This window comes from Dyella koreensis (assembly GCF_044904565.1).
In the GTDB taxonomy this organism is placed as follows: Bacteria; Pseudomonadota; Gammaproteobacteria; order Xanthomonadales; family Rhodanobacteraceae; genus Dyella_D; species Dyella_D koreensis.
Window position 1 is genome coordinate 228967 of the sequence record NZ_JADIKD010000010.1, and the last position, 22225, is coordinate 251191.

The 22225-nt window shown below is 63.7% G+C and carries 18 protein-coding genes; 8 read left to right on the forward strand and 10 right to left on the reverse strand.

Features of this window, described 5'->3' with window-relative positions:
* Positions 1 to 216: 216 nt before the first annotated feature.
* The 6 genes from ISS97_RS10680 to dmeF form a co-directional block, all read right to left on the reverse strand.
* A complete protein-coding gene (locus ISS97_RS10680) occupies positions 217 to 3084 on the reverse strand; it encodes a TIM-barrel domain-containing protein (protein WP_379986710.1) in 2868 nt (955 codons plus the stop codon).
* A complete protein-coding gene (locus ISS97_RS10685; RefSeq protein ID WP_379986709.1) occupies positions 3081 to 5603 on the reverse strand; it encodes a glycoside hydrolase family 3 C-terminal domain-containing protein in 2523 nt (840 codons plus the stop codon). The genes ISS97_RS10680 and ISS97_RS10685 overlap by 4 nt, the downstream gene beginning before the upstream one ends.
* Before the next feature lie 8 nt (positions 5604 to 5611).
* Positions 5612 to 7255, reverse strand: coding sequence for a GH35 family beta-galactosidase (locus ISS97_RS10690; protein WP_379986708.1), 1644 nt, complete (start codon positions 7253 to 7255; stop codon positions 5612 to 5614).
* Positions 7252 to 9486 (reverse strand): beta propeller repeat protein, encoded by a 2235-nt coding sequence (locus ISS97_RS10695; RefSeq protein ID WP_404580097.1) that lies wholly within the window; start codon positions 9484 to 9486, stop codon positions 7252 to 7254. The genes ISS97_RS10690 and ISS97_RS10695 overlap by 4 nt, the downstream gene beginning before the upstream one ends.
* 1 nt (position 9487) lies before the next feature.
* Complete coding sequence (locus ISS97_RS10700) at positions 9488 to 12379, reverse strand: TonB-dependent receptor (RefSeq protein WP_379986893.1); 2892 nt, start codon at positions 12377 to 12379, stop codon at positions 9488 to 9490.
* Positions 12380 to 12808: 429 nt separating this feature from the next.
* Positions 12809 to 13798, reverse strand: coding sequence for a CDF family Co(II)/Ni(II) efflux transporter DmeF (dmeF, locus tag ISS97_RS10705; RefSeq protein WP_379986707.1), 990 nt, complete (start codon positions 13796 to 13798; stop codon positions 12809 to 12811).
* Between the two features lie 56 nt (positions 13799 to 13854).
* Between dmeF and ISS97_RS10710 the strand changes: the two genes are divergently transcribed.
* Complete coding sequence (locus ISS97_RS10710) at positions 13855 to 14118, forward strand: metal/formaldehyde-sensitive transcriptional repressor (RefSeq protein ID WP_379986706.1); 264 nt, start codon at positions 13855 to 13857, stop codon at positions 14116 to 14118.
* An 84-nt stretch (positions 14119 to 14202) separates the two neighbouring features.
* A complete protein-coding gene (locus tag ISS97_RS10715) occupies positions 14203 to 14499 on the forward strand; it encodes a hypothetical protein (protein WP_379986705.1) in 297 nt (98 codons plus the stop codon).
* Between the two features lie 538 nt (positions 14500 to 15037).
* Here the strand turns inward: ISS97_RS10715 and ISS97_RS10720 are convergent.
* Positions 15038 to 15412 carry a hypothetical protein gene (locus ISS97_RS10720; protein ID WP_379986704.1) on the reverse strand — a complete coding sequence of 125 codons (375 nt, stop codon included), beginning with the start codon at positions 15410 to 15412 and terminating at the stop codon, positions 15038 to 15040.
* Between the two features lie 251 nt (positions 15413 to 15663).
* On the opposite strand from ISS97_RS10720, the gene ISS97_RS10725 reads away from it, so the two are divergent.
* From ISS97_RS10725 to ISS97_RS10735, 3 genes are all read left to right on the forward strand, one after another.
* Positions 15664 to 16677, forward strand: coding sequence for an SGNH/GDSL hydrolase family protein (locus ISS97_RS10725; protein WP_379986703.1), 1014 nt, complete (start codon positions 15664 to 15666; stop codon positions 16675 to 16677).
* Between the two features lie 111 nt (positions 16678 to 16788).
* Entirely contained in the window at positions 16789 to 17595 is an 807-nt protein-coding gene (locus ISS97_RS10730; RefSeq protein ID WP_379986702.1) for an alpha/beta fold hydrolase, read from the forward strand.
* A 117-nt stretch (positions 17596 to 17712) separates the two neighbouring features.
* Positions 17713 to 18180 carry a DUF6491 family protein gene (locus ISS97_RS10735; protein WP_379986701.1) on the forward strand — a complete coding sequence of 156 codons (468 nt, stop codon included), beginning with the start codon at positions 17713 to 17715 and terminating at the stop codon, positions 18178 to 18180.
* A 97-nt stretch (positions 18181 to 18277) separates the two neighbouring features.
* Here the strand turns inward: ISS97_RS10735 and ISS97_RS10740 are convergent, their stop codons facing one another.
* A complete protein-coding gene (locus tag ISS97_RS10740) occupies positions 18278 to 18619 on the reverse strand; it encodes a zinc ribbon domain-containing protein YjdM (RefSeq protein WP_379986700.1) in 342 nt (113 codons plus the stop codon).
* A 99-nt stretch (positions 18620 to 18718) separates the two neighbouring features.
* On the opposite strand from ISS97_RS10740, the gene ISS97_RS10745 reads away from it, so the two are divergent.
* Positions 18719 to 18985 (forward strand): GIY-YIG nuclease family protein, encoded by a 267-nt coding sequence (locus ISS97_RS10745; protein ID WP_379986699.1) that lies wholly within the window; start codon positions 18719 to 18721, stop codon positions 18983 to 18985.
* A gap of 168 nt (positions 18986 to 19153) precedes the next feature.
* Here ISS97_RS10745 and ISS97_RS10750 read toward each other — a convergent pair whose 3' ends face one another.
* Positions 19154 to 20347: a YVTN family beta-propeller repeat protein gene (locus ISS97_RS10750; RefSeq protein WP_379986698.1), complete on the reverse strand. Its 1194-nt coding sequence runs from the start codon at positions 20345 to 20347 to the stop codon at positions 19154 to 19156.
* Positions 20348 to 20400: 53 nt separating this feature from the next.
* Complete coding sequence (locus ISS97_RS10755; RefSeq protein ID WP_379986697.1) at positions 20401 to 21198, reverse strand: creatininase family protein; 798 nt, start codon at positions 21196 to 21198, stop codon at positions 20401 to 20403.
* A 176-nt stretch (positions 21199 to 21374) separates the two neighbouring features.
* On the opposite strand from ISS97_RS10755, the gene ISS97_RS10760 reads away from it, so the two are divergent.
* Both ISS97_RS10760 and ISS97_RS10765 read left to right on the forward strand, forming a co-directional pair.
* Positions 21375 to 21836: an SRPBCC family protein gene (locus tag ISS97_RS10760; RefSeq protein ID WP_379986696.1), complete on the forward strand. Its 462-nt coding sequence runs from the start codon at positions 21375 to 21377 to the stop codon at positions 21834 to 21836.
* A complete protein-coding gene (locus tag ISS97_RS10765) occupies positions 21820 to 22182 on the forward strand; it encodes an ArsR/SmtB family transcription factor (protein WP_379986695.1) in 363 nt (120 codons plus the stop codon). The genes ISS97_RS10760 and ISS97_RS10765 overlap by 17 nt, the downstream gene beginning before the upstream one ends.
* Positions 22183 to 22225: the final 43 nt, after the last annotated feature.

Consider the following 22225-nt stretch of genomic DNA (forward strand, 5'->3'; position numbering starts at 1 on the left):
GGGAGAGGGTTGGGGTGAGGGGTGGGTGCTCACGATAACGTTGAAATGGGATATGGGTAGGAGCGCACCCTGTGCGCGACAAACCGGCAGGACTGCCGGTTTGCACGGCGAAAGCCGCCCGAAGGGCGTGGGCCATGGATGGCCCGAGTAATTCCCTTGCGCGGGGCAATCTGAAAAGACGATCGCCCACAGGGTGGGCTCCTACCCATGGCGTTGCTATTTGGTCTTCAGCGCCACCTTTTGCTCTGCGCCGTCGTAGTCGACACTGATGTCTTCGCTTACATCATTGCCATCCGCATTCGGTTTGCTGCCATCGATACGCCGGATCACAAATTTCCGCTTCGCTGGTGCCCCGCTGCCATCGCCTTCGCGCTTGCCCAGGGTCAACTTGCCGCCGGCTTCGTCATAGCTGAGCGGTATGCGCGAATAGTGTCCTTTCTCGTAACCGTAGTTGGTGCCTTCGTCTTCGTAGAGGGAGAACTGGCCGTTGTCCCCGCTGTAGATCAGCAGGGTGATGGGTGCGTCAGGTTTTTCGCCGGTGTATTGGATGGCGGGGCCGGTGGGCACGATGGAGCCGGCGCGGACGAAGATGGGCATGCGTTCGGGTGGGGCGTCGGCGGTGATGGTGGTGCCGCCGTCGTGGCGCTGGCCGCTGCGGAAGTCGTACCAGGCAGTGCCGGCGGGCAGGTAGACCTGGCGCGAGGTGGCGCGGTACTCGGTCACCGGAGCGACGAGGAAGGCGGGGCCGAACAGGTATTCGTCGTTGATGTTGCGGACGTTGGCGTCGCCGGGGAAGTCCATCGGCAGGCCGCGTATGATGCTGCTGTCTTTCCAGTAGGTGTCGCCGGCGAGGGTGTAGATGTAGGGCATCAGGCGATAGCGCAGGCGGTCGTAGTAGGCGAGCGCTTCATACATGGGTGTGCCGGGTGACGCGAGGCTGTAGATCTCGCGGTACGGGAACTGCCCATGCGAACGGAACAGCGGACTGAAGGTGCCGAACTGGAACCAGCGCAGGTTGAGTTCACGCCACTCGGCCAGATCAGCCGCAGTGGGCGTGGTGGTTTCGTAGCGCTTCTCCAGGGCGAAGCCGCCGATGTCAGTGGTCCAGTTGGGGATGCCGGACATGGAGAAGTTGATGCCAGCGGAGATCTGGTCGTGCAGGTTGCTCCAGCGCGAAACCACGTCGCCGCTCCACGTCGCCGCGGCGTTGCGCTGCTGTCCAGCGAAGGCCGAGCGGGTGAGGATGAAGACGCGGCGATCCGGATCGTTTTCGCGCGAGCCCTGATACACACCGGTGGTGTGCATCAACGGATAGGAATTGAAGAACGCCGCGCCAGGACCGAGCGCAGTCGGCCCCATGCGCAGTTTGCGTTCGGCGATGTCTAGGTTGGAATGGATATCCGGCTCTGACGCATCGAGCCACCAGCCGTCCATGCCAAGCACGCCGAGTTTGTCGTGGATCTGCCGCCAGTAGATCTGGCGCGCTTCTTTCGCATACGGGTCGTAGAACGAATTCAGGTAGCCCTTGCCGATCCAGTCCAGCTCGCCCTGCTCCACATTGCGGCGGTAGATATAGCCCTTGGCATCGAGCTCCTGATAGTTCTTGGTGCTGGGATAGAACTTGGGCCACACCGAGATCATCAGCTGCATGTGCATGGCGTGCAGCTGGTCGAGCATGCCCTTGGGATCGGGGAAGCGCGCGGCGTCGAAGTCGTGCGAGCCCCAGGCGTTCTCCGGCCAGTAGCTCCAGTCTTCCACGATGTTGTCGATGGGCAGGCCCAGTTCGCGGTAGCGCTTGGCGGTGTCGAGAATTTCGGCCTGGGTCTTGTAGCGCTCGCGGCTTTGCCAGAAACCGTAGGCCCAGCGCGGCAGCATGGTGGCCTTGCCGGTGATCGTGCGGTAGCCGGCGATCACCTGGTCGAGGTTGTCGCCCGCGACAAAGTAATAGTCCACCGCATGCCCCAGCTCGGAGAACAGCGACAGCTCGCTCTGCTCGCCGCCAGCCAGCGGGTCGAGATGCAGCATGGTGAGGTAACCGCTGTCCGGCTCCCACTCGATACGCAGGCTGTGACGGCTGCCCGCTTCCATCGGCAGGCGCAGGTTGTGATACCAGGGGTTCCAGTTCTGTCGCCAGTCGTCGTACACCGGCTTGCCGTCGAGAAACACCTTGGCGTAGCTGCTCGAATACAGGCGGAACTTGTGTTCGCCGGACACTGCCGGCTCGATGCTGCCTTCCCACACCACCTTGCTGGTGGTCTTGGCGGGCGATTCGGCCGGCCACTGCTTCAGATCCTTGAGGTACTGGTAGTCCGGCTGCGCCTCGACGCGCTTCACCTTGAGCGCGTCGCCCACGTAATAGCTCGCGGTAAGACCGCCGGGCTTGCCCTCGGCGTCGTACACCTTGAGCGACTGGCTCAGCGGCTGGTACTCGCGCGGATCACCAAAGCGGGTGATCGAATTGTTGTCCCACAGCAGGCCGTAGTTGCGCGACGACACCACGAACGGAATGCCCACGTCGATGTTGTGCTGGGCCAGTTCCACATCCTCGCCCTTGTAGTTCATCTGGCGATTCTGGTGCTGACCCAGACCGTAGAAGGCCTCGTCGGCCGGCGAGTCGAAGCGCTGGCGGATCGCGTAGAACGGCTTGCCGTCGACCATGGTCGGCTCGAAGCTGCGCCCGCCCGCGCGCTCCGCCAGCACCGGCTTGCCGGCGGCATCGAAGAAATGCACGGCGCCATCGCGCAGCGATACCTGCGCGGACAGCTTCGCTGTCTTCAGCGTCACCGCGTCCGCGCTTTCGCTGAAAGTGAAACGCGCATCGCCACCGCTCTTCAGCGCCATCAGGCTGGCCGGCAGCTCGAAGTTGCCATCGGGCGTGGCGGTGACATGCACGATGCGCTCGTCCACCAGCTGCAGGCGTACCTTTTGCGGCGAACCGTCGAGCCGCACGATCACGCCGTCATCCAGCTTCTGTGCGTGACTGCTCGCGGCCGAGCCTTCGGTCGAAGGCGACTTGCCGCAGCCCACGAGTACGGCGAGCGCGACAGCGCAGAGTGGAAACCATTTCAACGACGGACGAATCATGGCTGCTTCCCGAGCGTGAGATCGGCGCTGAGCGGAGTGTGGTCGGAGGCGTTGCCCACGTAGATGCGGAAGCGGCCTGCATCGACTTTCCAGTCATGGCTCTTCACGTCGTAATAGGCAAAGGCGCGGCGATCGAGGCTGAGCGTGACGCGCTGCGTCTGGCCCGGTGCCAGCCGCACCTTGCTGAAAGCCTTCAATTCCTTGGCCGGGCGCGGCACGGCGGCGGACGGATCGCCCACATAGACCTGCGCCACTTCGGCGCCTTCGCGCGCGCCGCTGTTGCGCACGTCGAATGACACCGTGACGGGACCGTCCGTCGTCGGCTTGGCCGGCGACAGTGTGAGGTTGCTGAAATCGAAGCGCGTATATGAAAGCCCATGGCCGAACGCGAACAACGGCTGCGTCTGGCGCGGGTGGCTGGTGTACCAGCGATAGCCGAGGAACACGCCTTCGCCGTAACGCACCGTCGGCCGTCCCGAGGCAGCAGTAGTCGCGTCATAGAAATCGTGCGTCGGATTGTCCTGCCAGCGGTGCTCGAAACTGATCGGCAGCTTGCCTTCCGGCGAGCGGTCGCCGAACAGCACTTCGGCAATCGCCTTGCCGCCTTCGTCACCCGGATACCAGTTCTGCAGCAACGCCGGCACCTTGTCCAGCCAGCGATCCGTGGCATACGCGCCACCGGAGGTCACCGTGACCACGGTGCGCTTGTTCGCCGCGGCCACCGCCTCGATCAGTGCCTCCTGCCCCCATGGCAGATCGAAACTGCGGTCGAAGGCCTCGCTCTCCGACGTGGCGTCGTAACCGACAGCGACCACGGCCGCATCGGCCATCACCGCCATCTTGCGTGCGTCTTCCGGGATCATCTTGTCCACCGCGATGGCACCCAGGCTCATGCGGCTATAGCTGACGTCGGGGCGATAGTCGAGCCGCACTTCCACCGGCTTGCCGACCTGCAGCGACACGACCGTGTAGTGCGGTGCCTGGCCTTCGCGCAGCGGCTGTTCGATAACCGGCTTGCCGTCGAGATAAAGCGTGTAGGTGTCGTTGCTCGCAGCGGCGGTGAGGAACAGATACTTGCCGGTGGCCTGCGGTACGTAGCGGCCACTCCAGCGGATGCTCTGGCGGTCGGTCGCCGGCGTGGTCCATAGCTCCGGCTTCCATTGATCGATCTTGGTGTTTACCGTGTGGTCGATCGGCTGTCCGGCGAAATCCGGATTGCCAAAGGTCTCGCGCAGCAGGCCGCTGTGGCCATCGGTGGTGACGAATACTTCCTTCTTGAACACCTCGTCGGTACTCGGCAGGCCGCGGCTGTACAGCACACGCACTTTCGCGCCCGCCTTATCCATCACGCCGGTGAGGATGCTCTCCGTACGGAACGCATCGATGTGCGAGCTGCCGCCCGCGCTGCCGGCGCCGGGATACGCGGCCGGACCGATCACGGCGATGGTCTTCATGCGGTTCGCGTCGAACGGCAGTGTGTCGTGCTCGTTCTTCAGCAGCACCAGCGCCTCGCGCGCGGAATCCAGCGCCGCCTGATCGGACTCGCCACCCAACAGCGGAATGCCGTAATCGCGTGCCGCGCGATCGAGGAAGCCGAAACGTACCGCGGTACGCAACAGGCGCCGAGCCTTGTCGTCGAGATCGTCGCGCGACAGCGCGCCGTCGCGCAAACCATCCAGCGTCAACTTGGGCGTCATCGCTTCGGGCCCGGGCATCTCCAGATCCAGACCGGCCTTGAACGCCTTGATGCCGTCGTGAGTGGCTCCCCAGTCGGACATGAAGAGACCGTTGAAGCCCCATTCTTGTTTCAGGATGTCGTGGCTGATACGGCGGTTCTCGGCGAGGTAGTCGCCGTTGACCAGGTTATAGCTGCTCATCACCGCGCCGACCTGCCCTTCCTTCACCGCCATCTCGAACGCCGGCAGGTAGATCTCGCGCAGGGTGCGTTCGTCGATCAGCGTGTCGAGGTGACGGCGATCGTACTCGGAGTTATTGGCGGCGAAGTGCTTGACGGTAGCGACCACGCCCTGCCCCTGCACGCCACGGATCAAACCCACCGCGATCTTGCCGGCGAGATACGGGTCTTCGCCGTAGTACTCCATGTTGCGGCCGTTCTGCGGCGCGCGATACATGTTCACGCCGGGGCCGAGCAGAAAGCCGATGCCGCGTGCCCGCGCGTCGAGGCCCATCGCGTTGCCCACGCGCTCGGCCAGCGCCGGGTCCCAGCTCGCCGCCAGGCCGATGCCAGCGGCATACGCATTGGAAGGCCCAGGCGCACGTACACCGATGGGGCCATCGGACATGGCGATGCGCGGCAGGCCAATCTGCGGAATATCGCGCGTATAGAAGCCGTCCACACCACCTAGCAGCGACACCTTCTGTTCCAGCGTGAGCTTGCCTAACAAGCTATCCACGCGCTGATCGACACCGGCATCGTTGGGTGGTGGCAGCGCAAAGTCGGAGGCATAAGTGATGGATACGGACGCCAGCAGCGCCCAGGCAAGCACAGTCTTGCGCATGGTGTTCCTCAGTACGTAGCCAGTTTGACCCGCAGCACCTGCGGCTGGCCGGTGAAATTCAAACCGTAGTCGGTCTGGTCGCCGTTCCACAGGCGGCGGAAGATCCAGCGGCCATGGTCGTAATGGCCCTCTTCGACACGGTCGAGCAGAAAATGGATGTCCTTGCGTTCGCGGCCCGGGAAGAAATTCACGCGCACGTTGCGGCCGGTCACCAGGTATTCGTCGGGGCCAAGCCGCGCGATCAGCACACCGCCGTCGAGCTCCGCGTTGCCTTGCGGCGGATCGACGCCGAACTGCAACTGGCCATAGCCGAGGTGCACCTGCCAGTCGCCGAGGTCCAGCATCTGCTCGTGCGTGGCTTCCGGCTCGGCGGCGCCCCACAACTGATTAGCGTAACCAGCGGCAGCAATCTCGCTCACCATCGGTGCCAGCACGCGATAGTTCGCCGCGAACGCGTCGAGCGTGGCTTCGTCGAGCTTGCGCGCGCCCAGTGGATAGTTGGCGTAACCGGTGTAGTCCATGCCGAACGGCGAGAAGCCGATGGCGTGATGGCCGAGCGCGGCATACAGGTAGCGTGCGTACACCTTGTCATTGCCGGTCTCGGCGACGAACAACGGATTGTCCTTGCGTGCGTAGCGCTCCAGCACGGCGGTGTATCGCGGGTAATCGCGCATGTAGATATCGGGTGCCAGCACGTCCAGCGCGGGCGCGGCGGCTTTCCATATGTGCAGCACGTTGTCGGTCGGCCCGCCGCTGGCATAGCTGCCAGGCGGCCCGGGCTTGAAGGGATCGCGCAGTGCCACATTGACGTACATCGGCAGCGGATACACCGCCTTGCCCGCGGCGGCGATCTGATCGATGTAGTGCGCTACCGACCATGCCTGGAAATATTCGGCCGCGTCCGCACCGAACACCTGGCTCCAGCTGCCCGCCGACTTGCCGGTGGCATGCAGCAGCGGCTCCGGCACTTTGCCGGCGAACAGCGCATCCGCGGCAGAAGAGTGATCACGGTCGGTGCCGTAGGTACCGGACTCGTTCTCCACCTGCACCATGATGACGGTGTACTGCTCGCCATCGAGCGCACGCAAATGCGTCATCAGCTGTACGAAGGCCTTGCGATCCGCCTCCAGCGTGGCCGCGACGTGCGGCGACAGTGAACCGAGCTGCTTGCCCTCGCGGTTGATCATGCGCGGAAAGCGACGGTTATCCAGCTTCACCCACGATGGTGCATAAGCCGGCCCGTTGTTCTTCCAGGTGGCGAACCACAGCAGCACCAGCCGTACGTGATGCTCGCGCGCCTGCGCCACCAGGGTGTCGAGAAAGCTGAAATCAAACTGTCCTTCCTTCGGCTCGATCTGCTCCCATGCAATCGGCACTTGCACGGTATTGGCCTGCATCCGCTCGATCGCCGGCCACACCTCGCCGAGCATGTCCGGCCAGTTGCTGGAGTTGTTCACCTGCGCACCGAGGATCAGATACGGCTTGCCATCCACGAATAGCGCATGACGGCCGTTGTCATTGACGACCTTCGGCAGTTCAGAGGCGAACACGGAACCCGCGAACACGCAAGCGCACGCTGCGAGCAGCACGCGCCGGATAAACGATGAGCGCATGGACAGTCCCTGGCCAAGAAAGGGTTTGATGGATTTCATGGGGACGCCTTCGCCGCCGGCTCGCCATAGAAAATCCCGCGCCCGCTGGTGGCGAAGTAAAGGCGGCCGAACACGCGCGGATCGCCGGTGAGATGGCTGATGCGGCCATAGCGGTGGTCCGCATCGTCAATGCGCTGCCAGCTCTCGCCATCGTCGACGGAACGGAAGATGCCATGCGCGCCATGCAGGCGGCCGGCCACGAACAAAGTCGGTGCGCTTCGACCCGGCGCCGCTTTACCGAAGCCAAAAGCATCGACACCGGTCAGTCCGGGCAGCCGCTTGATGACACGACCAGTGTCGTCACCGCGCAGCAGTTCGCCCTCGCGACTGGCGACATACAACTCACCGGCCGCATCTGGCGACGCCTGCACGCGCGTCTGTTCCCGCCCCTTCGCCGCTGTGCCCAGCTCGCCGCCGATCGCGGCGAAATGTGCACCACCATCGCGGCTTGCGGCGAGTGCGCCGGAGTTGCGGTCGTAGGCATAGAAACGTTTCGGGTCGACCCGGTCCGCCAGTACATGCATACCGACTCCCAGACCTTCCGCCGCTTGCCAATGCTGACCGAAATCGCGGGTGAGGTAGACATGCTGCGCGCGATCCGGCGCCCACAGCACCGCGCCACCATCGGCCGCGATGGCCATATTGCCCGCACCCTGCCCCTCTGGCGGCTCGCTGGCGAATGCTTTCCACTGCTTGCCACCATCCTGCGACCACGCAGCGCGGACCGCGGCACCGAACGGCTTGCGCAGGTAGCCGCTGCGCACGATCAGCGCAGGCTTGGCGGCGGCATAGTCGATGCTCTGGCTATTGGCGTAACGCGGCGGCGCGGCAAACTGCAACTGAGCCGTATCCAGATCGTCGTGGCGATAGCCATCAAGATCGCCTAACGCACTAAGCAGATGCGCACCTTCGGGCGGGCTGATCAAACCAAGCGCCACGGTTTCTTCCAGCCCTTCGTCCTGGAATGTCCAGTGCACCGTGCCGTCCTGGTCGAACGCGCGCATATCGCGCGACGCCCAGATGCCGTAGCCGGTGACGAACATCACGTGATCCGCATCGAACGGATCGATGACGACGGACGCCAGCCAGTGCGGCGTGTGCTCGCGCGTCCACACCGTGGTGCCGTGATCGAATTCGGAGTGCGGGAACACGGCGCGCCAATGCGCGCCGCCGTCGGTGCTGCGGAACAGTTCATCGCGTGGTGTGTAGCGCGAGAAAGTGGCGGCCATCACCACCTTTGGATCGCGAGGATCGACAGCTACCGCGCCCCAGCCGAAGCCTTGAGTGTCCTGCGCGGTGCGCGGCATCGGCGTCACGTCGGTCCAGCGTTGCGCGGATGGCTCGTATTTCCACACCGCACCGGCATGCATGGCGTCGGGTCCGGGCTCGTCGCCGTAGCTCAGGTAATAACTGCCGTCACCAGCGCGCACCATATGGTTGGGACGCAGGCCCGCCGGTTGGCCCGGCACGGCTTTCCAGCTGCGCCCGCCATCATCGGAGCGGAACAGGCTGGTCTCGCGGGTGGACACACCCGCATAAAGCGTCGGCGTCGGCTTGCCCGATTTGCCGCTAGCGGGTTCGAACACCACGAACACGATGCCGATGGCCTGGCGCCGCCAGCTGTTTTCCGCGCTCGCCGAGGGCGATGTCGCCACGGCGGGGAAGCTGTCGACCCGAGCCCAGTGCGCGCCACGATCGTCGCTACGCCACAACCCGGCACTGCGCGAGCCGAAGAACAGCACACGGCCATCGTGCGGGTCCACCGCCAACCGCTCGCCATTGCCGCGCCCCAACTCATTGCCACCCAGCTTGAACGGCAGGTCCGCGCGCTCGAAATGCTTGCCGCGATCGGCTGAGCGCAGGATCGCTCCGTTGCCGACGCGTTCCGTGGTGTAGGTACCGCCGGCAAGATAGACACGCTCCGGATCGCTGGGGTCGACCGCGAAACTGTCGATTCCCAGCAGGTTCTCGTCCTTCGCTTCGATCCAGTCCGTTACCGACACCCATTGCGCCGCAGAGCGGTCCCAGCGATAGGCACCGCCGACATCGGTGCGTGCGTAGTACAGGCCATGTTCCAGAGGATGGAACAGCAGCCCGCTGACGAAACCTCCGCCACCGATACGCACGCTGGCATAGCGGTACGCCACTGCATCGTCGGCCGCGGCGGCGCTGGCGGCGCATAGCAGGCAGGCTGCCAGCGCCGCCATCATGGTGCGGATGCGCGCTACCATCTCAGAACGACGCGCGCATCACCAACTCGTAGCGGCGATCGTTGATGAACCAGCCGCGGTTGTACAGGCGGTGGTCGACCGTGCCGTCCGCGTAACTGGTCGGTCCCATAAGGACCTTGGTGGTGGAGTTGGTGAGATTGTTGGTCTGCAGGCCCACCTGCACGTTCTTGTTGAGGCGGTACATGATCGAGCCGTCGAGCTGGCCGTAATCGTCCGACCAGGTCGGCAGTTTGGTGGCCACGTCGCTGGCGGTCAGCAGGTAGCGCGAGCGCCAGTTCCAGGCCAGGCGCATCGACCAGTCGCCATACTCGTACATGCCCACCAGGTTGTAGCTGCGCTTGGACAGGCCTTCCAGCGGCAGTACCACACCGGTGACGGTGGTGTTGGAGTACGGATCGGTGGCGCTGTTGGTGCCGCCCTTGCTGTCGACATAGGTGAAGTTGGCCTGCACGCCGAAGCCCTTCAGCCAGCCGGGCAGGAAATCGAAGAACTGCTGGTAGCCCAATTCGCCGCCGCGGATCCTGCCCTTGCTCATGTTGTACGGACGGGTCACCTCGAACGGCTGGCCGTTGTAGGTCTCGGTGCGCGTCTGGTTGGCGATGTAGTCGCGCACGTCCTTGTAGAACAGCGTGGCGTACAGCTGGCCGGTGGGTGCGAAATACCATTCCAGCGCGGTGTCGTACTGGTTGGCGCGCATCGGCTTGAGGTTCGGATTGCCGGCCGAGCCGTTCCACTTGGTCACCGCGGTGTTGTCCGAGGTGAGCGTGGCACCCATCTGCAGATACGGCTGCAGCTGAGTGAAGTCCGGACGGCTCATCGCCCGGGACGCGGCCAGTCGCCATTGCAGGCTGTCGGTGAACTTGAAGCGCAGGTTGAAGCTGGGCAGCGCGTTCTTGTAGTGCCCGCTGAAGTTCAGCGGGAAATACTGGCCGTAGTACATGGCCTTCAGGCTGGGGTCGACGCCGCTGGTGGTGAGGTCCGGAAACTGGCCGTAGCCGCTCGCGGTCACGTCGGTGCGCACCAGGCGGATGCCCACGTTGCCGTCCACCGGCACGCCAAGCGCATCGTCGTTGCCGAAGTACAGCACGCCGTAGGCGGACTTGGTCTTTTCGCTCTGGTCGTTGATGTCCTGCTTGCGATAGATATCGCGCGGCGCCCAGCCCGTGGCCGAGCCAAACGCATGCAGCTGCTGGTAGGCGTAGTGATAGTCGCGCACCAGCTTGTCGCTGGGGAAGTACAGCTGCGGCGGCATGCTGGCGTTGCCGCGGAAGAAGTTTGAATACGCGTACAGCGAGGACATACCCGGCAGATAGGTGGCCAGGTCCGCCAGTCCGCTCGGGCTATCGATGGCGGCCCAGTTGTCGGAAACCACGCCCCAGTTGTAGCCGTTGTTCTTGTTCAGCTCGGTGCGGCTGGTGGCGCGCACGCCGAATTTCACGTAACGCAGCCATTTGCTGTCCTCGAAGTTGTATTCGAGGTCCAGCCGCAGGGCGCGCTCCAGCCCCTTGTTCCGCTCATGGTGATCCATCGCCGCGCTCCAGAAGTAATTCGCCGGATTGGTGGCGTAGGAGGCGGGATCGGAGGTGATGGTCGGCTTGGATCCGCCGGGCACGTTCAGGGTAACGCCGGGCAGATAGGTGGCGTCGAACACGGTGAAGTCCAGCGACTGGCTGGTCGACTTGACGAACTGCGCATCGGCGTACAGCACCATCTGGTCGTTGATGTTGTACTTGAGGCTGTTGGACCAGTCGGTGGTGATGGTGCGCTGGGTCGCATAACGGCGGTCGGCCATGAAGCGCACGCCGTCGGTCGTCAGATTTCCGCGCCACGAATCGGACGCCAGCGTGCCGCTCTGAAACACGCCATTGCTGTCGTAGTTGAAGGTGCCGCCGCCGGCCGGATGCACGTTGTTGCTGGTGTCATTGAAGATGCCGCCGAACTCGTCCCATTGCATGCGGTAATCAGAACGCAGCACCTGGCTGGTCAGCTCCAGATCCTTGTTGGGGCGCCACTGCAGCGCGCCGGCCAGGCCGATGCGGCGGCGCTGGAAGTCCAGCGTGCGCCAGTCGGCGCCGCCAGGCACATAGACGTTAGCGAAATTGGTGCCCTTGAGTACGGCGGCGTCGTTGCGCCTGACGTAAGGCTCCATCTGGATGCCGTCCGAGCGCGTGGCCAGTTCGGAGAAAGCCACGTCGAACAAGGCGCCGAATTCGCCATGGTTCTCGGTCTTCCACACATTGCTGTAGAGGAACGAAGCCGACGGCTTGCTCTTCTTGGCGAAGTCGCCTTCGTTGACGCCGCCGGTGAAGCCGATCACCCGTCCCGGCGAGTCGAACGGCAGGCGCGTGCGCAGATTGACCGTGCCGCCGATGCCGCCTTCGATGATCTCGGCGGAGGGATTCTTATACACGTCCACGCCGGCCATCAGCTCGGCCGGCACGTCCTCGAAGCTGAGGCCACGGCCGGAGTTGGCGCTGAACACGTCGCGCCCGTTCAACTCGCCGCGGACCTGCGTCATGCCGCGGATCATCACGCCGCTGCCTTCGGCGGAGAAATGATCCGGGTCGTTGCGCGCCATGAAGTGATCGATGGTGACGCCGCTAATGCGCTGCAGGGTCTCGGTGACGCTGCGATCGGGCAGCGCGCCGATATCCACGGCGGTGACCGAGTCGACGATCTGGTCGGCGTTCTGCTTCAGCTGCTGGGCTGACTGCAGGCTGGCGCGCACGCCAGTGACGGTGACACCGGTGAGGTTCTGAACCGGTTTCTCGGCCTCACTCCCTTTCTTCTTGGGCTTGGCTTTGGCTGCGCTATCTGCCGGGGTCGCAGTGTTGGCGCCGTCGCTGGCCTGTTGCGCGAGAGCCGCAGGCCCGTACATCAAGGCCAGGCCCATCGCCACCGCAACGGCAAGACGCGCGCCGGAAAACCGCTGCTGCGCCTTGAATGGGTGACACGAAGCCCCGCCATGCACTCTTTCGATCATGGTCAATACACTCCCCGCAGATTTTTATGAGCGGTGGACGGCGTCCACCGGCTTCACTGGCCGATCCGGCTCCCCGATCCGGTGGCTGGGTCCTACGACTCCTTCAACCATGACCGACCTATGACAGGGCGCATGCTGAAGTGCGGGGCTATGGCGCACAATTGCGAAATTAAGGGTTGGGGGTAATGTTTCTTCATTTGCGTTCGCCACATTGAGGGGCCGCCCGCCTGCGCCGGATCGGCTCGCCGCTGCCTCGCAAACATCGGCGCAGCAAGGATTCCGGCGGCAAGAACGTCAGGAAAAACGCGTCGCGATACGACGGTTAAGAAGCAGGCAGGATTATCGGTTGCCGCTTCCGCGCTGAAAGAAAGCCATGGGCGAACTTCCAGCGTCGGCGATTTCCACCGTGATGTGAACCAGCTCCTCGTGTACCGCCAGGCGCCCGCGCACCGCGGCGGCCGTCAGCGGCTGCGTGCTGACCAGCCCGAGAATGCAGGCGAAGCGTCCTTTGCCGACCCGCCATACGTGGAGGTCGCTCACCGCGGCGTACGGGAAATGTTCTACGACCACCTCGCGGATTTCCTGCACCACCGGCGCATCCATCTCCGCATCCAGCAGGACCCTGCCAGACTGTTTGAGCAGGCTGACGGCCCAGTTGGCGACCAGGAACGCGCCGACGATACCCATCACCGGATCCAGCCAACTCGCGCCGAAATACTTGCCGCCCAGCAACGCGGCGATGGCCAGTACCGAGGTCGCCGCATCGGCGATCACGTGCAGGTAGGCTGAACGCAGATTGATGTCGTGGGCATGATGTCCATGAACATGATCGTGGCCGTGATCGTGCGCATGACCGTGTTCGTGACCGTGATGACCATCCTTCAGCAGCCACGCGCATAGCAGATTCACGCCCAGGCCGATGGCCGCGATCACGATCGCTTCGTTGTAGTGGATGGGGCTGGGCGCGAACAACCGCTCCACCGACTGGAACAGCATCAGCGCCGCCACCACGCCCAGCAGCAAGGCACTGCTGTAGCCGCCCAGCACTTCGATCTTCCAGGTGCCGAAGGCGAAGCGGCCGTCGTGGGCGAGTTTGCGCGCCAGCGCATAAGCCGCCAGCGACAACCCCAGCGCCAGCGCATGCGAACTCATATGCCAGCCGTCCGCCAGCAGGGCCATGGAGTTCAGCATGTAACCGCCGGTGATCTCGACCACCATCATCACCGCGGTGATCACCGTGGCGCGCAGCGTGTTCTTCTCCGCAAGCGGATTGCCATCGTTGAACTGATGGGAATGCAGGTAGGGCGAGGTATCGGGTGCGGTGTTCATGGCGCCAGAGGTTTAGTATACCCCCCCATACTATATCGATACGCCCGGAGCAGACCATGGCCCACATCGCGCAGAACAAGAAACCGTTAATTTCCCGCGTACGCCGCATCAGTGGCCAGGTCGCCTCGCTGGAGCGCGCGATCGAGGCCGACGACGACTGCGGCGTCATCCTGCAGCAGGTTGCGTCGATCCGCGGCGCTGTGCAGGGCTTGATGCTGCAGTTGATGGAGGGCCATCTCAAGGAGCATGTCGCGCCCAAGGGCTCGCGCAGCGATGAGCTGGAACCGGTGCTGGCCGTGTTGCGGGCTTATCTGCGCTGAGACTTAACCTTGTAATCAGGCGATCTACACGGGGTGGGGAGCAGGCTTTGCTGTCGCAGCGGGGCTTTCTTGAGGGAGATCGCCATGAGTACTTCATCTATGCGGCGCCTTTCACTGCTTGCCGCGCTTGGGTTTGCGCTGGCCGTCGGCAGTGTGGCGGCGCAAAACGCTATGCCGCAGGACAAGATGGGCAGCATGCACGCCAATGTGCAGGGTATGCATACGATGCCGGCGACGGTGATGGCGACTGATCCGAAGTCGGGGACGGTGGATGTTACGGCGGGTGGGATGGCGTTGAAGGTGCATTTTCCGCCGGCGGCTATGGCGGGGTTGAAGGTGGGGGATCAGATTACTTTGCATATGGGGTTTAGTAAGCCTTGATGCTTTGGCGTCCCGCTCCCTCTTTCACCGGGAGCGAGTTCTGATCCTGAGTCACTCTCTCCTACTTTCGTCATCCCTGCGCAGGCAGGGATCCAGTAGTGGTGCGCTTCGATGTTTGCGTGTGCGTGCCCCGGTTCGCCTGCCGCGGGCTTTCGTCTCGCTGCCGCGAGCCGAGTTACTTTTCTTTGCTTGCCCAAAGAAAAGTAACCAAAAGAAAAGGCACCCCTCTTACGCGCCCTCCGGCTTCGCCTACGGGTTCGTGAGGGTTGGCCGGGCTTTTCGACACGACATCCATGTCGTGTCGAAAAGGCGCAGGCATCCCTGCCTGCGCCCCCTTCGGGGCCTGATCGTCCAACCCTCACCGCTCCACAGGGGACCCATTACGGGCTCGCTTCGCATCGCCGAGCAGAGCAGAGCAACGCATACAGCTCCCTCTCCCCTCCGGGGAGAGAGCTGGGGTGAGGGGTGGGTGCTTGGGAGGGCGCTGCTACGCAGCGTCGCTAGTCCCAATGAATTTGCTGCGCGCCAAACCAGCCAATCAGCGCACGTGTACCCAGTGCACGTGTATCCCTTTCGCCTTGTCTTCCTCGCGATAACCTTCGCGGCCTTCCACCACGGTACCCCATACGCTGCGCACGCCGGTGGGTGTGGGGCGGTCGATGCGGACGTGTTCGTTGGCGGGGATGGGGAAGTTGGTTTCGAGAACGAGGGCTTGGTCGCGTTCCCATACGAGTACGGCGTGGCGGCCGCCGCTGGCGCCCCAGCCGATATGGACTTGTACGTCTTGCGGCGAGAAGGCGCCGCGGTTGTCGAGCTTCCAGTTCTCCGACCTGCGCAGCAGCGCTTCCAGATCCGGGTCGCTCCAGTCGACGCGGTTGGCCGACCATTTCGAGTGCGACTTATGAAAGGTCATGTGGCGAGGTACCTTGCTGGGGAGACAATGAGCGCCCGGTTCCGCGACAAGCGAAAGCTTGACGCCCCGCTGGGCACGATAGTGCCCGCATCGGGGATCGAATGCCATTGGTGGAGAAAAAGGCGCACCTGGGGCATTTATCGGCTGTTCGCGCCGGCACTTGAATGCCTCGCGCCCACACATGGCATTCACAAAGCGCATTCATGCCGCGAGTTAGCGTGCGCGCTCTTGCCCTGAGGCGGGAGCGGGTCATGCACAGCCCTACGTGGAAAGCCTTTCCCTCATGCCGGCCGACCCGGCAGCACTCGCTTTTACTGCTGGCCCTGGCCGCATTTGCCTTGTCAGGCGTTGTGCCGCGCGCGAGTGAAGCCGGCGATGCACATGCCACCGTCACCCAGATTTTCGCGTTCGGCGACAGCTATACCGACAGCGGCGTCAAGCTGAACCTGACTACGAAGGCGGTTGCCGCCGGTGTTCCGAATGCGGTGGTGATGCCCAATCCCAAGCTCTACTACCAAGGGCGCTATTCCAACGGTCTGGTGGCGGTGGAGGATCTCGCGAGCGCGCTGCATATGAAGCTGACCGACTATGCCGTCGGCGGCGCCATGTCCGGCGACCAGAATTACGAGTCCTGGGTGGACGATTACACCGCCACTGGCATCCAGGCCCAGGTCGCCAGTTTCCGGCATGATCTGGGCGTCCTCCGCGCCGATCCGCATGCGCTCTATGTCGTGGCGATTTCCGCCAACGACTATTTCAAGTTCATCGATTTCGCTCAGCCAGGCACGCTGTTTGTCGGAACGCAGACGCCGGCCACGATCCAGGACATGGCTGACCGCGCTGCGGAGAACACCGCGCTGGCTGTGCATCGCCTCGCCGAACTCGGCGCGCGCCGCTTTCTGGTCTCCGAGTCGTTCTATCTGAAAGGCCTGCCGTACATTCTTTCCGCCGGCCAGTCGAACATCGCCGATGCGTTCGCCTCGCGCTACAACACACGCTTGCAAGAAACGCTGCATACGGCCGAAGTTCGCGACGGGCTATCGATCCGGCTGTTCGACTGGGGTGGCAAGACGCGGCAGATCATCGACAACGCGGCGCGCTACGGCATCACCAACACCACGGATGCCTGCGAGGTCACCTTTCCGGTGCCGCAGCCCGCGTGCGCTACGCCGGATGCCTATCTGTTCTGGGACGAGTACCACCCGACACGCCGGGCGCATCAGATTATCGGCGGCATGATGGAGCAGCTGGTGCGGCACTGGTGACTGGCGAAGCCGTCGATTCGCGGCGTGCCCATTCGTCGTCTATATAGCGCGACATGCGGCACGCCCGCTTACGGCATCGCGAAGGCCCGACATTCTCAAGGAGGAACCGCCATGCCAATCAGCCCCCTGCCCGCCAGCAACGGGCATCTGAAACTCAATGGCGTCGATTACTACTACGAAGTCCGCGGTCAGGGCGAACCGCTCCTGCTCCTGCACGGCGGACTCGGCACCGCCGACATGTTTGGCCCGGTGCTGCCGGCGTTCACCGGGCAGCGGCAGGTGATCACCGTCGACCTGCAAGGCCACGGCCGCAGCTCGCTCGGCCATCGGCCGATCCGCTGTGAAGCGATCGCCGACGACATGACCGAGCTTCTCGAAGAGCTCGGCCATGCGCAGGTCGACGTGCTGGGCTATTCCTTCGGCGGCAGCGTGGCACTGCGCCTGGCCGTACAGCATCCGGAACATGTGCGCCGGCTGGCCCTGATTTCCACGCCGTATGCAGACGACAGCTGGTATCCGGAAATACGCGCGCAACAGGTCATGCTATCCGCCGAAGCCGCACCCATGATGCAAAACACCCCGATGTATCACGCCTACGCGGCGGTGGCGCCGCACGTAGAAGATTTCCCGCGCTTGCTCGATGCCATGGGCGACTGGATCCGCCAGCCTTACGACTGGTCCGTCGACGTCGCCAAACTTCCGATGCCGGTCATGCTGATCTTTGGCGACGGCGACATGATCCGTCCGGAACATCAGATTCGCTTCTATCAGCTGCTTGGCGGCGGCCTGAAAGACGCCGGCTGGCAGCGCGAACACATGTCCCGCAACCGCCTGGCGATCCTGCCGGATCTGACGCATTACGACATCGTCGCCTCACCGAGGATGGCGGAGACCGCATTGTCATTCTTGAATGGGTAAGAGCTGGGCCGAACGGCAGGCCTATGAATGAGCCACGCTTATCTACGCACTTGTAGGCTCTGATCGCGAAGGCGCAGACTTCGGCGCACCATCTGCCGTCATGCCAAAGGAGTGTGTATGAAAGCAACCAAGCTTGGACTCGCCGCTCTCTCGCTCACGCTTGTCATTGGAACCGCCCAGGCACGCGACGAAAACGACACCGCAGCAAGGTTGGCCTCGCTGCAAAGTCAGGCCGGTGATCCCGTCGCCTCACTGCAAGTCAACGACCGCGACGCATCGTGGGAGGCCTTGGGTAACCGGGATCTACTGATCCACTCGCAGAACGACAACCAGACATGGTTGCTCCACACCAGCCTTTGCCCCGGTCTGACCAGCGTAAAACGTATCTGGGTGACTTATGCCCACGACGCTCGCGTCTATGTCGGAACAGACTACGTGAGGCGCCTGGACGAGGCTGGCGGACGCTGCCAGATACTGGAAGCGCGCCCAGTCGCCAACGTGCAGGTGCAAGGCGTACGCGGCTCCCTCGTCACCGGGCCACGCGGCAGGAACGAAAGCGATCTGCCGTCGTCCAAGGCACCGTGATCCCCTGATGTATCAGTAGGAGCGCACCCTGTGCGCGACAACCCGGCGAAGTGGTGCGCCCGATCGCGCACAGGGTGCGCTCCTACAAAAAGCAGCCTCAGGCTTTCTTGAGGAAGCAGACCTTAAGCACCAGCCCCTTGATCTTGTCCGAGTTGCCTTCGATGTGCTCGGCGTCGCCGTCCACCAGTCGGATGTTGCGGATCACGGTGCCCTGCTTGAGCGGGATGGAGGAACCTTTCACCTTGAGGTCCTTGATCACCACCACCGAGTCGCCGCTGTTGAGGACGTTACCGTTGACGTCGCGCACCACCGTGCCCTCGTCCGTCGATGCGGCAGCCACCATCGGCCACTCGTGACCGCAATCGGCGCAAACGTAGTTGTCGCCGTCGGGGTAGGTATTTTCCATGCCGCACTGCGGACAAGCGGGGATATCGGACATCGGCGGGGCCTGCGTGAGAAATGAGCTGGAAATTATAACCGCCCGCTCCCGCACCGGCTTGGCTACCATCCGCAGCCATTGCCATGACTGCGTAGAACCGTGCCGACCAACGACCGCCCCTGGTGCCTGTATCTGATCGAATGCCGCGACGGGTCGCTCTATGCGGGGATCACCAATGATCTCGACGCGCGCTACGAAGCGCATGTCGCGGGGCGCGGCGCCCGATATACGCGCTCGCATCCGCCGTTACGGCTGATTGGATCGAGGGCTTATGCCGATCGTGCGGCGGCGTCGCGCGCGGAGTGGGAGATCAAGCAACTTCCGAAGGGCAAGAAGATTGCGTATCTGCTGGAAAGCAGCGCTTAAGCAGAAGCAGCTTCTGCCCCCTCCCCTGCTCGCGACGCGAAGCTAGTCCCGTGGGACAGGGGAGGATTGGGGAGGGGTAGGTACTTGAGACAAGGCTCGGGAGAGGTTTTCACAAGGGCTCACCCCCTCCCAACCTCCCCCTGCCAGCAGGGGGAGGAGCTACAAACCTCAGCGCATGATGCCGGTATGCCCCAGCGAGTAACGCCCCGGCTGCGGCCACACGGCCAGTCCATGCGGCTCGGCGCCAACCTTGATCTTGCGCACCTCGCCGGTGGTCGTGTCGAAGGCATAGACCAGATCATCGTAGCGACCCGACAGCCACAGCACTTTGCCGTCGGCGCTGACGTTACCCATGTCCGGGCTGCCGCCGCCGGGGATCGGCCAGTTGGCCACCACGGTGCGCGTGGCGAAGTCGATCACCGACACACTGCCCTTGTTGATGCCCTTCTTGTTGCCGCGGCGCTCGCCATGCACATGGTTGGAACCGCGGTTGGCCACATACAGCTTGGTGGCGTCACGGCTGGGATACAGGCCATGCGTGCCGATGCCGGTCTTGATGAAGCCGATCTTGGTGAAGCTGGCGCCATCCACCACGTACACACCGTCGGCCATCATGTCGGCCACGTAGAAAATCTTGCCGTCCGGCGACACGCGGATGTCCTGCGGCATGCCCTTCTTCTCGAGCTCGAGATAGCCAAGCACCTTGCGGTTGACCATGTCGATCTTGACCAGCTTGCCGCCGAACTCGCACGTGAAGATGGCGTAGCTGCCGTCGATGGCGAAGTCGGCATGGTTGATGCCCTTGCACTCCGGCGCATCCAGGCTGCTACGCAGCTGCATGGTGTGCGCATCGCGGAAGTCCAGGCGCGCATGCGCCTCGGCCACCACGATGGCTTCCTTGCCGTCGGGCGTGAAGTACATGTTGTACGGGTCGTCGACCTCGATCGCCTTGCCAGGCTTGCCGGTCTTCGGGTCGATCGGGGTCAGGCTGCCGTTGGTCTTGCCCTCGGCGTTGTTGGTGACCCACAGCGTCTGCAGATCCCACGCTGGCACCACGTGCTGCGGGCTGCTGCCCACCGGGAAAGTGTCGACCACCTTGTAGGTCTTCGGATCGATCACCGACACCGTATTGGAACGCAGGTTCGGCACATAGATGCGCTCCAGCGCGCCCTTCACGTTGGGGCTGAAGTTGTTGAGGCGCGCCTCGGTATACATGTTGTCAGGGTTCAGTACGGCAGGCATGCCGGGCACCGTCTTGACGGCAGGCGACGCGGCCATCGCGGCGCCAGTGAAGCAAAGCCCAGCCAGCACGGCACTCGTCAGGGAAGCGAGCCGCGAGACGCTACGGAGAGAAGACATCATGGGGAATTCCGTTCTCGAAAATTTTGGGGATTAAATCTAGTGGGCGCGGAAAGTCAGCGCCCGGCCGTGTCTTTGCGGATCGCATCCACGGTCTGCGCAACGATAGCATCGATGCCTGCCTGCCCAAGCGCCACGCTAGAGCGACGCGGGTCGCCGCCGTACACACCATCGGCCGCCCCCAGCTTGGGGCCGGCCTTGAGCTTGTCCAGCCGGACCATCTGCGGCGCCACCGCCAACTGCAATGAGGTATCCGCCAGGCCCGCGTGCGTGCCGATTTCGTCATCGCGGAAGCCGCGCTGGCGCAGCATTTGCGCATAGCCGTCGGAGCTGGCCTGGTAATACGCCGGCGGCACGAAGGCCTTGGCCGCCTTGCCGGCCCAGGCTTTGTTGAGCTGCGCCACGACCTGCTTCACATCGCTCTGGTAGCCGCCGTGGTCGCCGAGGAACACCACGTTCTTGAAGCCATGCGCGGCGAAGCTCTGCGCAGCCGCGGCCAGGATCTGCTCGAACGCGCCATCGGGCACGCTGATGGTGCCGGGGAACTTGGCATGCCCCTGCTCCGGCGCGTAGCTCACCACCGGCGCGACCAGCGCATTGCCCAGCTGCTCCGCGATGTGCTGCGCCAGCCACGCGGCGCGCGCGTTGTGCTTGCCCACCGCGATACCGGGGCCGCTCTGCTCGGTGCCGCCGATGGGAATGATGATGGTGGTCTTGCCCGCGGCGACCTGGTCGCGCACCTCGGTCCAGGTGAGCTCTTCCAGCAACACCGTCCTGGGTGTCTGCGCCCAGCACGCCTGCGCGGCGGCGAGCATCAGGGTGGCGGCGACTGCCCGCCGTAGTGAGTGATTCATGGGCTGACCGGATCTACTGCGTCGACAGCGCGGAACGGTAACACCGTCCCGGGCCGATGGGACGGGCAGCGACATTCCGCCCGTCCGACAGCGTTAATCGAGGCCCATCGGCCTCATGCAACCAAACAGTTGCATTTGAAAAACGCCCGACCTAATATGCAACCCGGAGGTTGCCCATGAACACATCGACTGATCGCATCGAACGACAGATCCTGCTCAAGGCCCCACGCGCACGCGTGTGGCGGGCGCTGGCCGACGCCGAATCCTTCGGCGACTGGTTCGGCGTCGCCCTCAAAGGCAAGCGTTTCATCGCCGGCGAGTACACGCAGGGCAACATCACCTACCCCGGCTACGAACACCTGGTGTTTGAAGCGTTGGTGGAAAGTGTGAAGCCCGAGCATTACCTCGCTTTCCGCTGGCATCCCTACGCCATCGACCCGGACGCCGACTACTCAAAGGAGCCGACCACGCTGGTCGAGTTCACTTTGGAGGAAGCCAGCGACGGCACTCTGCTGCGCGTCGTCGAGTCAGGCTTCGACAGGATTCCGGTGGAGCGCCGCAGCGAGGCCTACCGCATGAACAGCGGCGGCTGGACCGAGCAGATGGAGAACATCGAGAAGTATGTCGCCGCGCACTAAGCCGTCCACACGCAGCGCGGCGGAAACACCCGTGCTGCAGCGTTCCGCGCCGATCTTCGCCGCGCTGGGCGATGCCACCCGTCTGCGCCTGGTCGCCCTGCTCTGCGCAGGTGGCGCGATGTCCATCGCGCAACTCACTACCAGTACCGACATCACCCGCCAGGCGGTGACCAAACATCTGCAAGTCCTTGCGGATGCCGGGCTGGTGCGCGACGTCAAACTCGGGCGTGAACGCTTGTGGGAGTTCGAGCCTTCGCAGCTCGAGCAGGCGCGGCGCTCGCTCGAAACCATTGCGCAGCAATGGGACCGTGCGTTGTCGCGATTGAAGTCGATGGTCGAACGTTAGGGACCCGAATCCACCGTGGCGCGCGCATCACGCCCGAACGCAA

Coding starts and splice junctions, on each gene's coding strand:
- ISS97_RS10685 (WP_379986709.1), bottom strand. CDS start 5,603: ATGCGCAAGACTGTGCTTGCCTGGGCGCTGCTGGCGTCCGTATCCATC.
- ISS97_RS10720 (WP_379986704.1), bottom strand. CDS start 15,412: ATGACCTTTCATAAGTCGCACTCGAAATGGTCGGCCAACCGCGTCGAC.
- ISS97_RS10695 (WP_404580097.1), bottom strand. CDS start 9,486: ATGGTAGCGCGCATCCGCACCATGATGGCGGCGCTGGCAGCCTGCCTG.
- ISS97_RS10750 (WP_379986698.1), bottom strand. CDS start 20,347: ATGATGTCTTCTCTCCGTAGCGTCTCGCGGCTCGCTTCCCTGACGAGT.
- ISS97_RS10725 (WP_379986703.1), top strand. CDS start 15,664: ATGCACAGCCCTACGTGGAAAGCCTTTCCCTCATGCCGGCCGACCCGG.
- ISS97_RS10760 (WP_379986696.1), top strand. CDS start 21,375: ATGAACACATCGACTGATCGCATCGAACGACAGATCCTGCTCAAGGCC.
- ISS97_RS10755 (WP_379986697.1), bottom strand. CDS start 21,198: ATGAATCACTCACTACGGCGGGCAGTCGCCGCCACCCTGATGCTCGCC.
- ISS97_RS10730 (WP_379986702.1), top strand. CDS start 16,789: ATGCCAATCAGCCCCCTGCCCGCCAGCAACGGGCATCTGAAACTCAAT.
- ISS97_RS10715 (WP_379986705.1), top strand. CDS start 14,203: ATGAGTACTTCATCTATGCGGCGCCTTTCACTGCTTGCCGCGCTTGGG.
- ISS97_RS10710 (WP_379986706.1), top strand. CDS start 13,855: ATGGCCCACATCGCGCAGAACAAGAAACCGTTAATTTCCCGCGTACGC.
- ISS97_RS10700 (WP_379986893.1), bottom strand. CDS start 12,379: ATGGGCCTGGCCTTGATGTACGGGCCTGCGGCTCTCGCGCAACAGGCC.
- ISS97_RS10765 (WP_379986695.1), top strand. CDS start 21,820: ATGTCGCCGCGCACTAAGCCGTCCACACGCAGCGCGGCGGAAACACCC.
- ISS97_RS10690 (WP_379986708.1), bottom strand. CDS start 7,255: ATGAAATCCATCAAACCCTTTCTTGGCCAGGGACTGTCCATGCGCTCA.
- ISS97_RS10680 (WP_379986710.1), bottom strand. CDS start 3,084: ATGATTCGTCCGTCGTTGAAATGGTTTCCACTCTGCGCTGTCGCGCTC.
- dmeF (WP_379986707.1), bottom strand. CDS start 13,798: ATGAACACCGCACCCGATACCTCGCCCTACCTGCATTCCCATCAGTTC.
- ISS97_RS10735 (WP_379986701.1), top strand. CDS start 17,713: ATGAAAGCAACCAAGCTTGGACTCGCCGCTCTCTCGCTCACGCTTGTC.
- ISS97_RS10740 (WP_379986700.1), bottom strand. CDS start 18,619: ATGTCCGATATCCCCGCTTGTCCGCAGTGCGGCATGGAAAATACCTAC.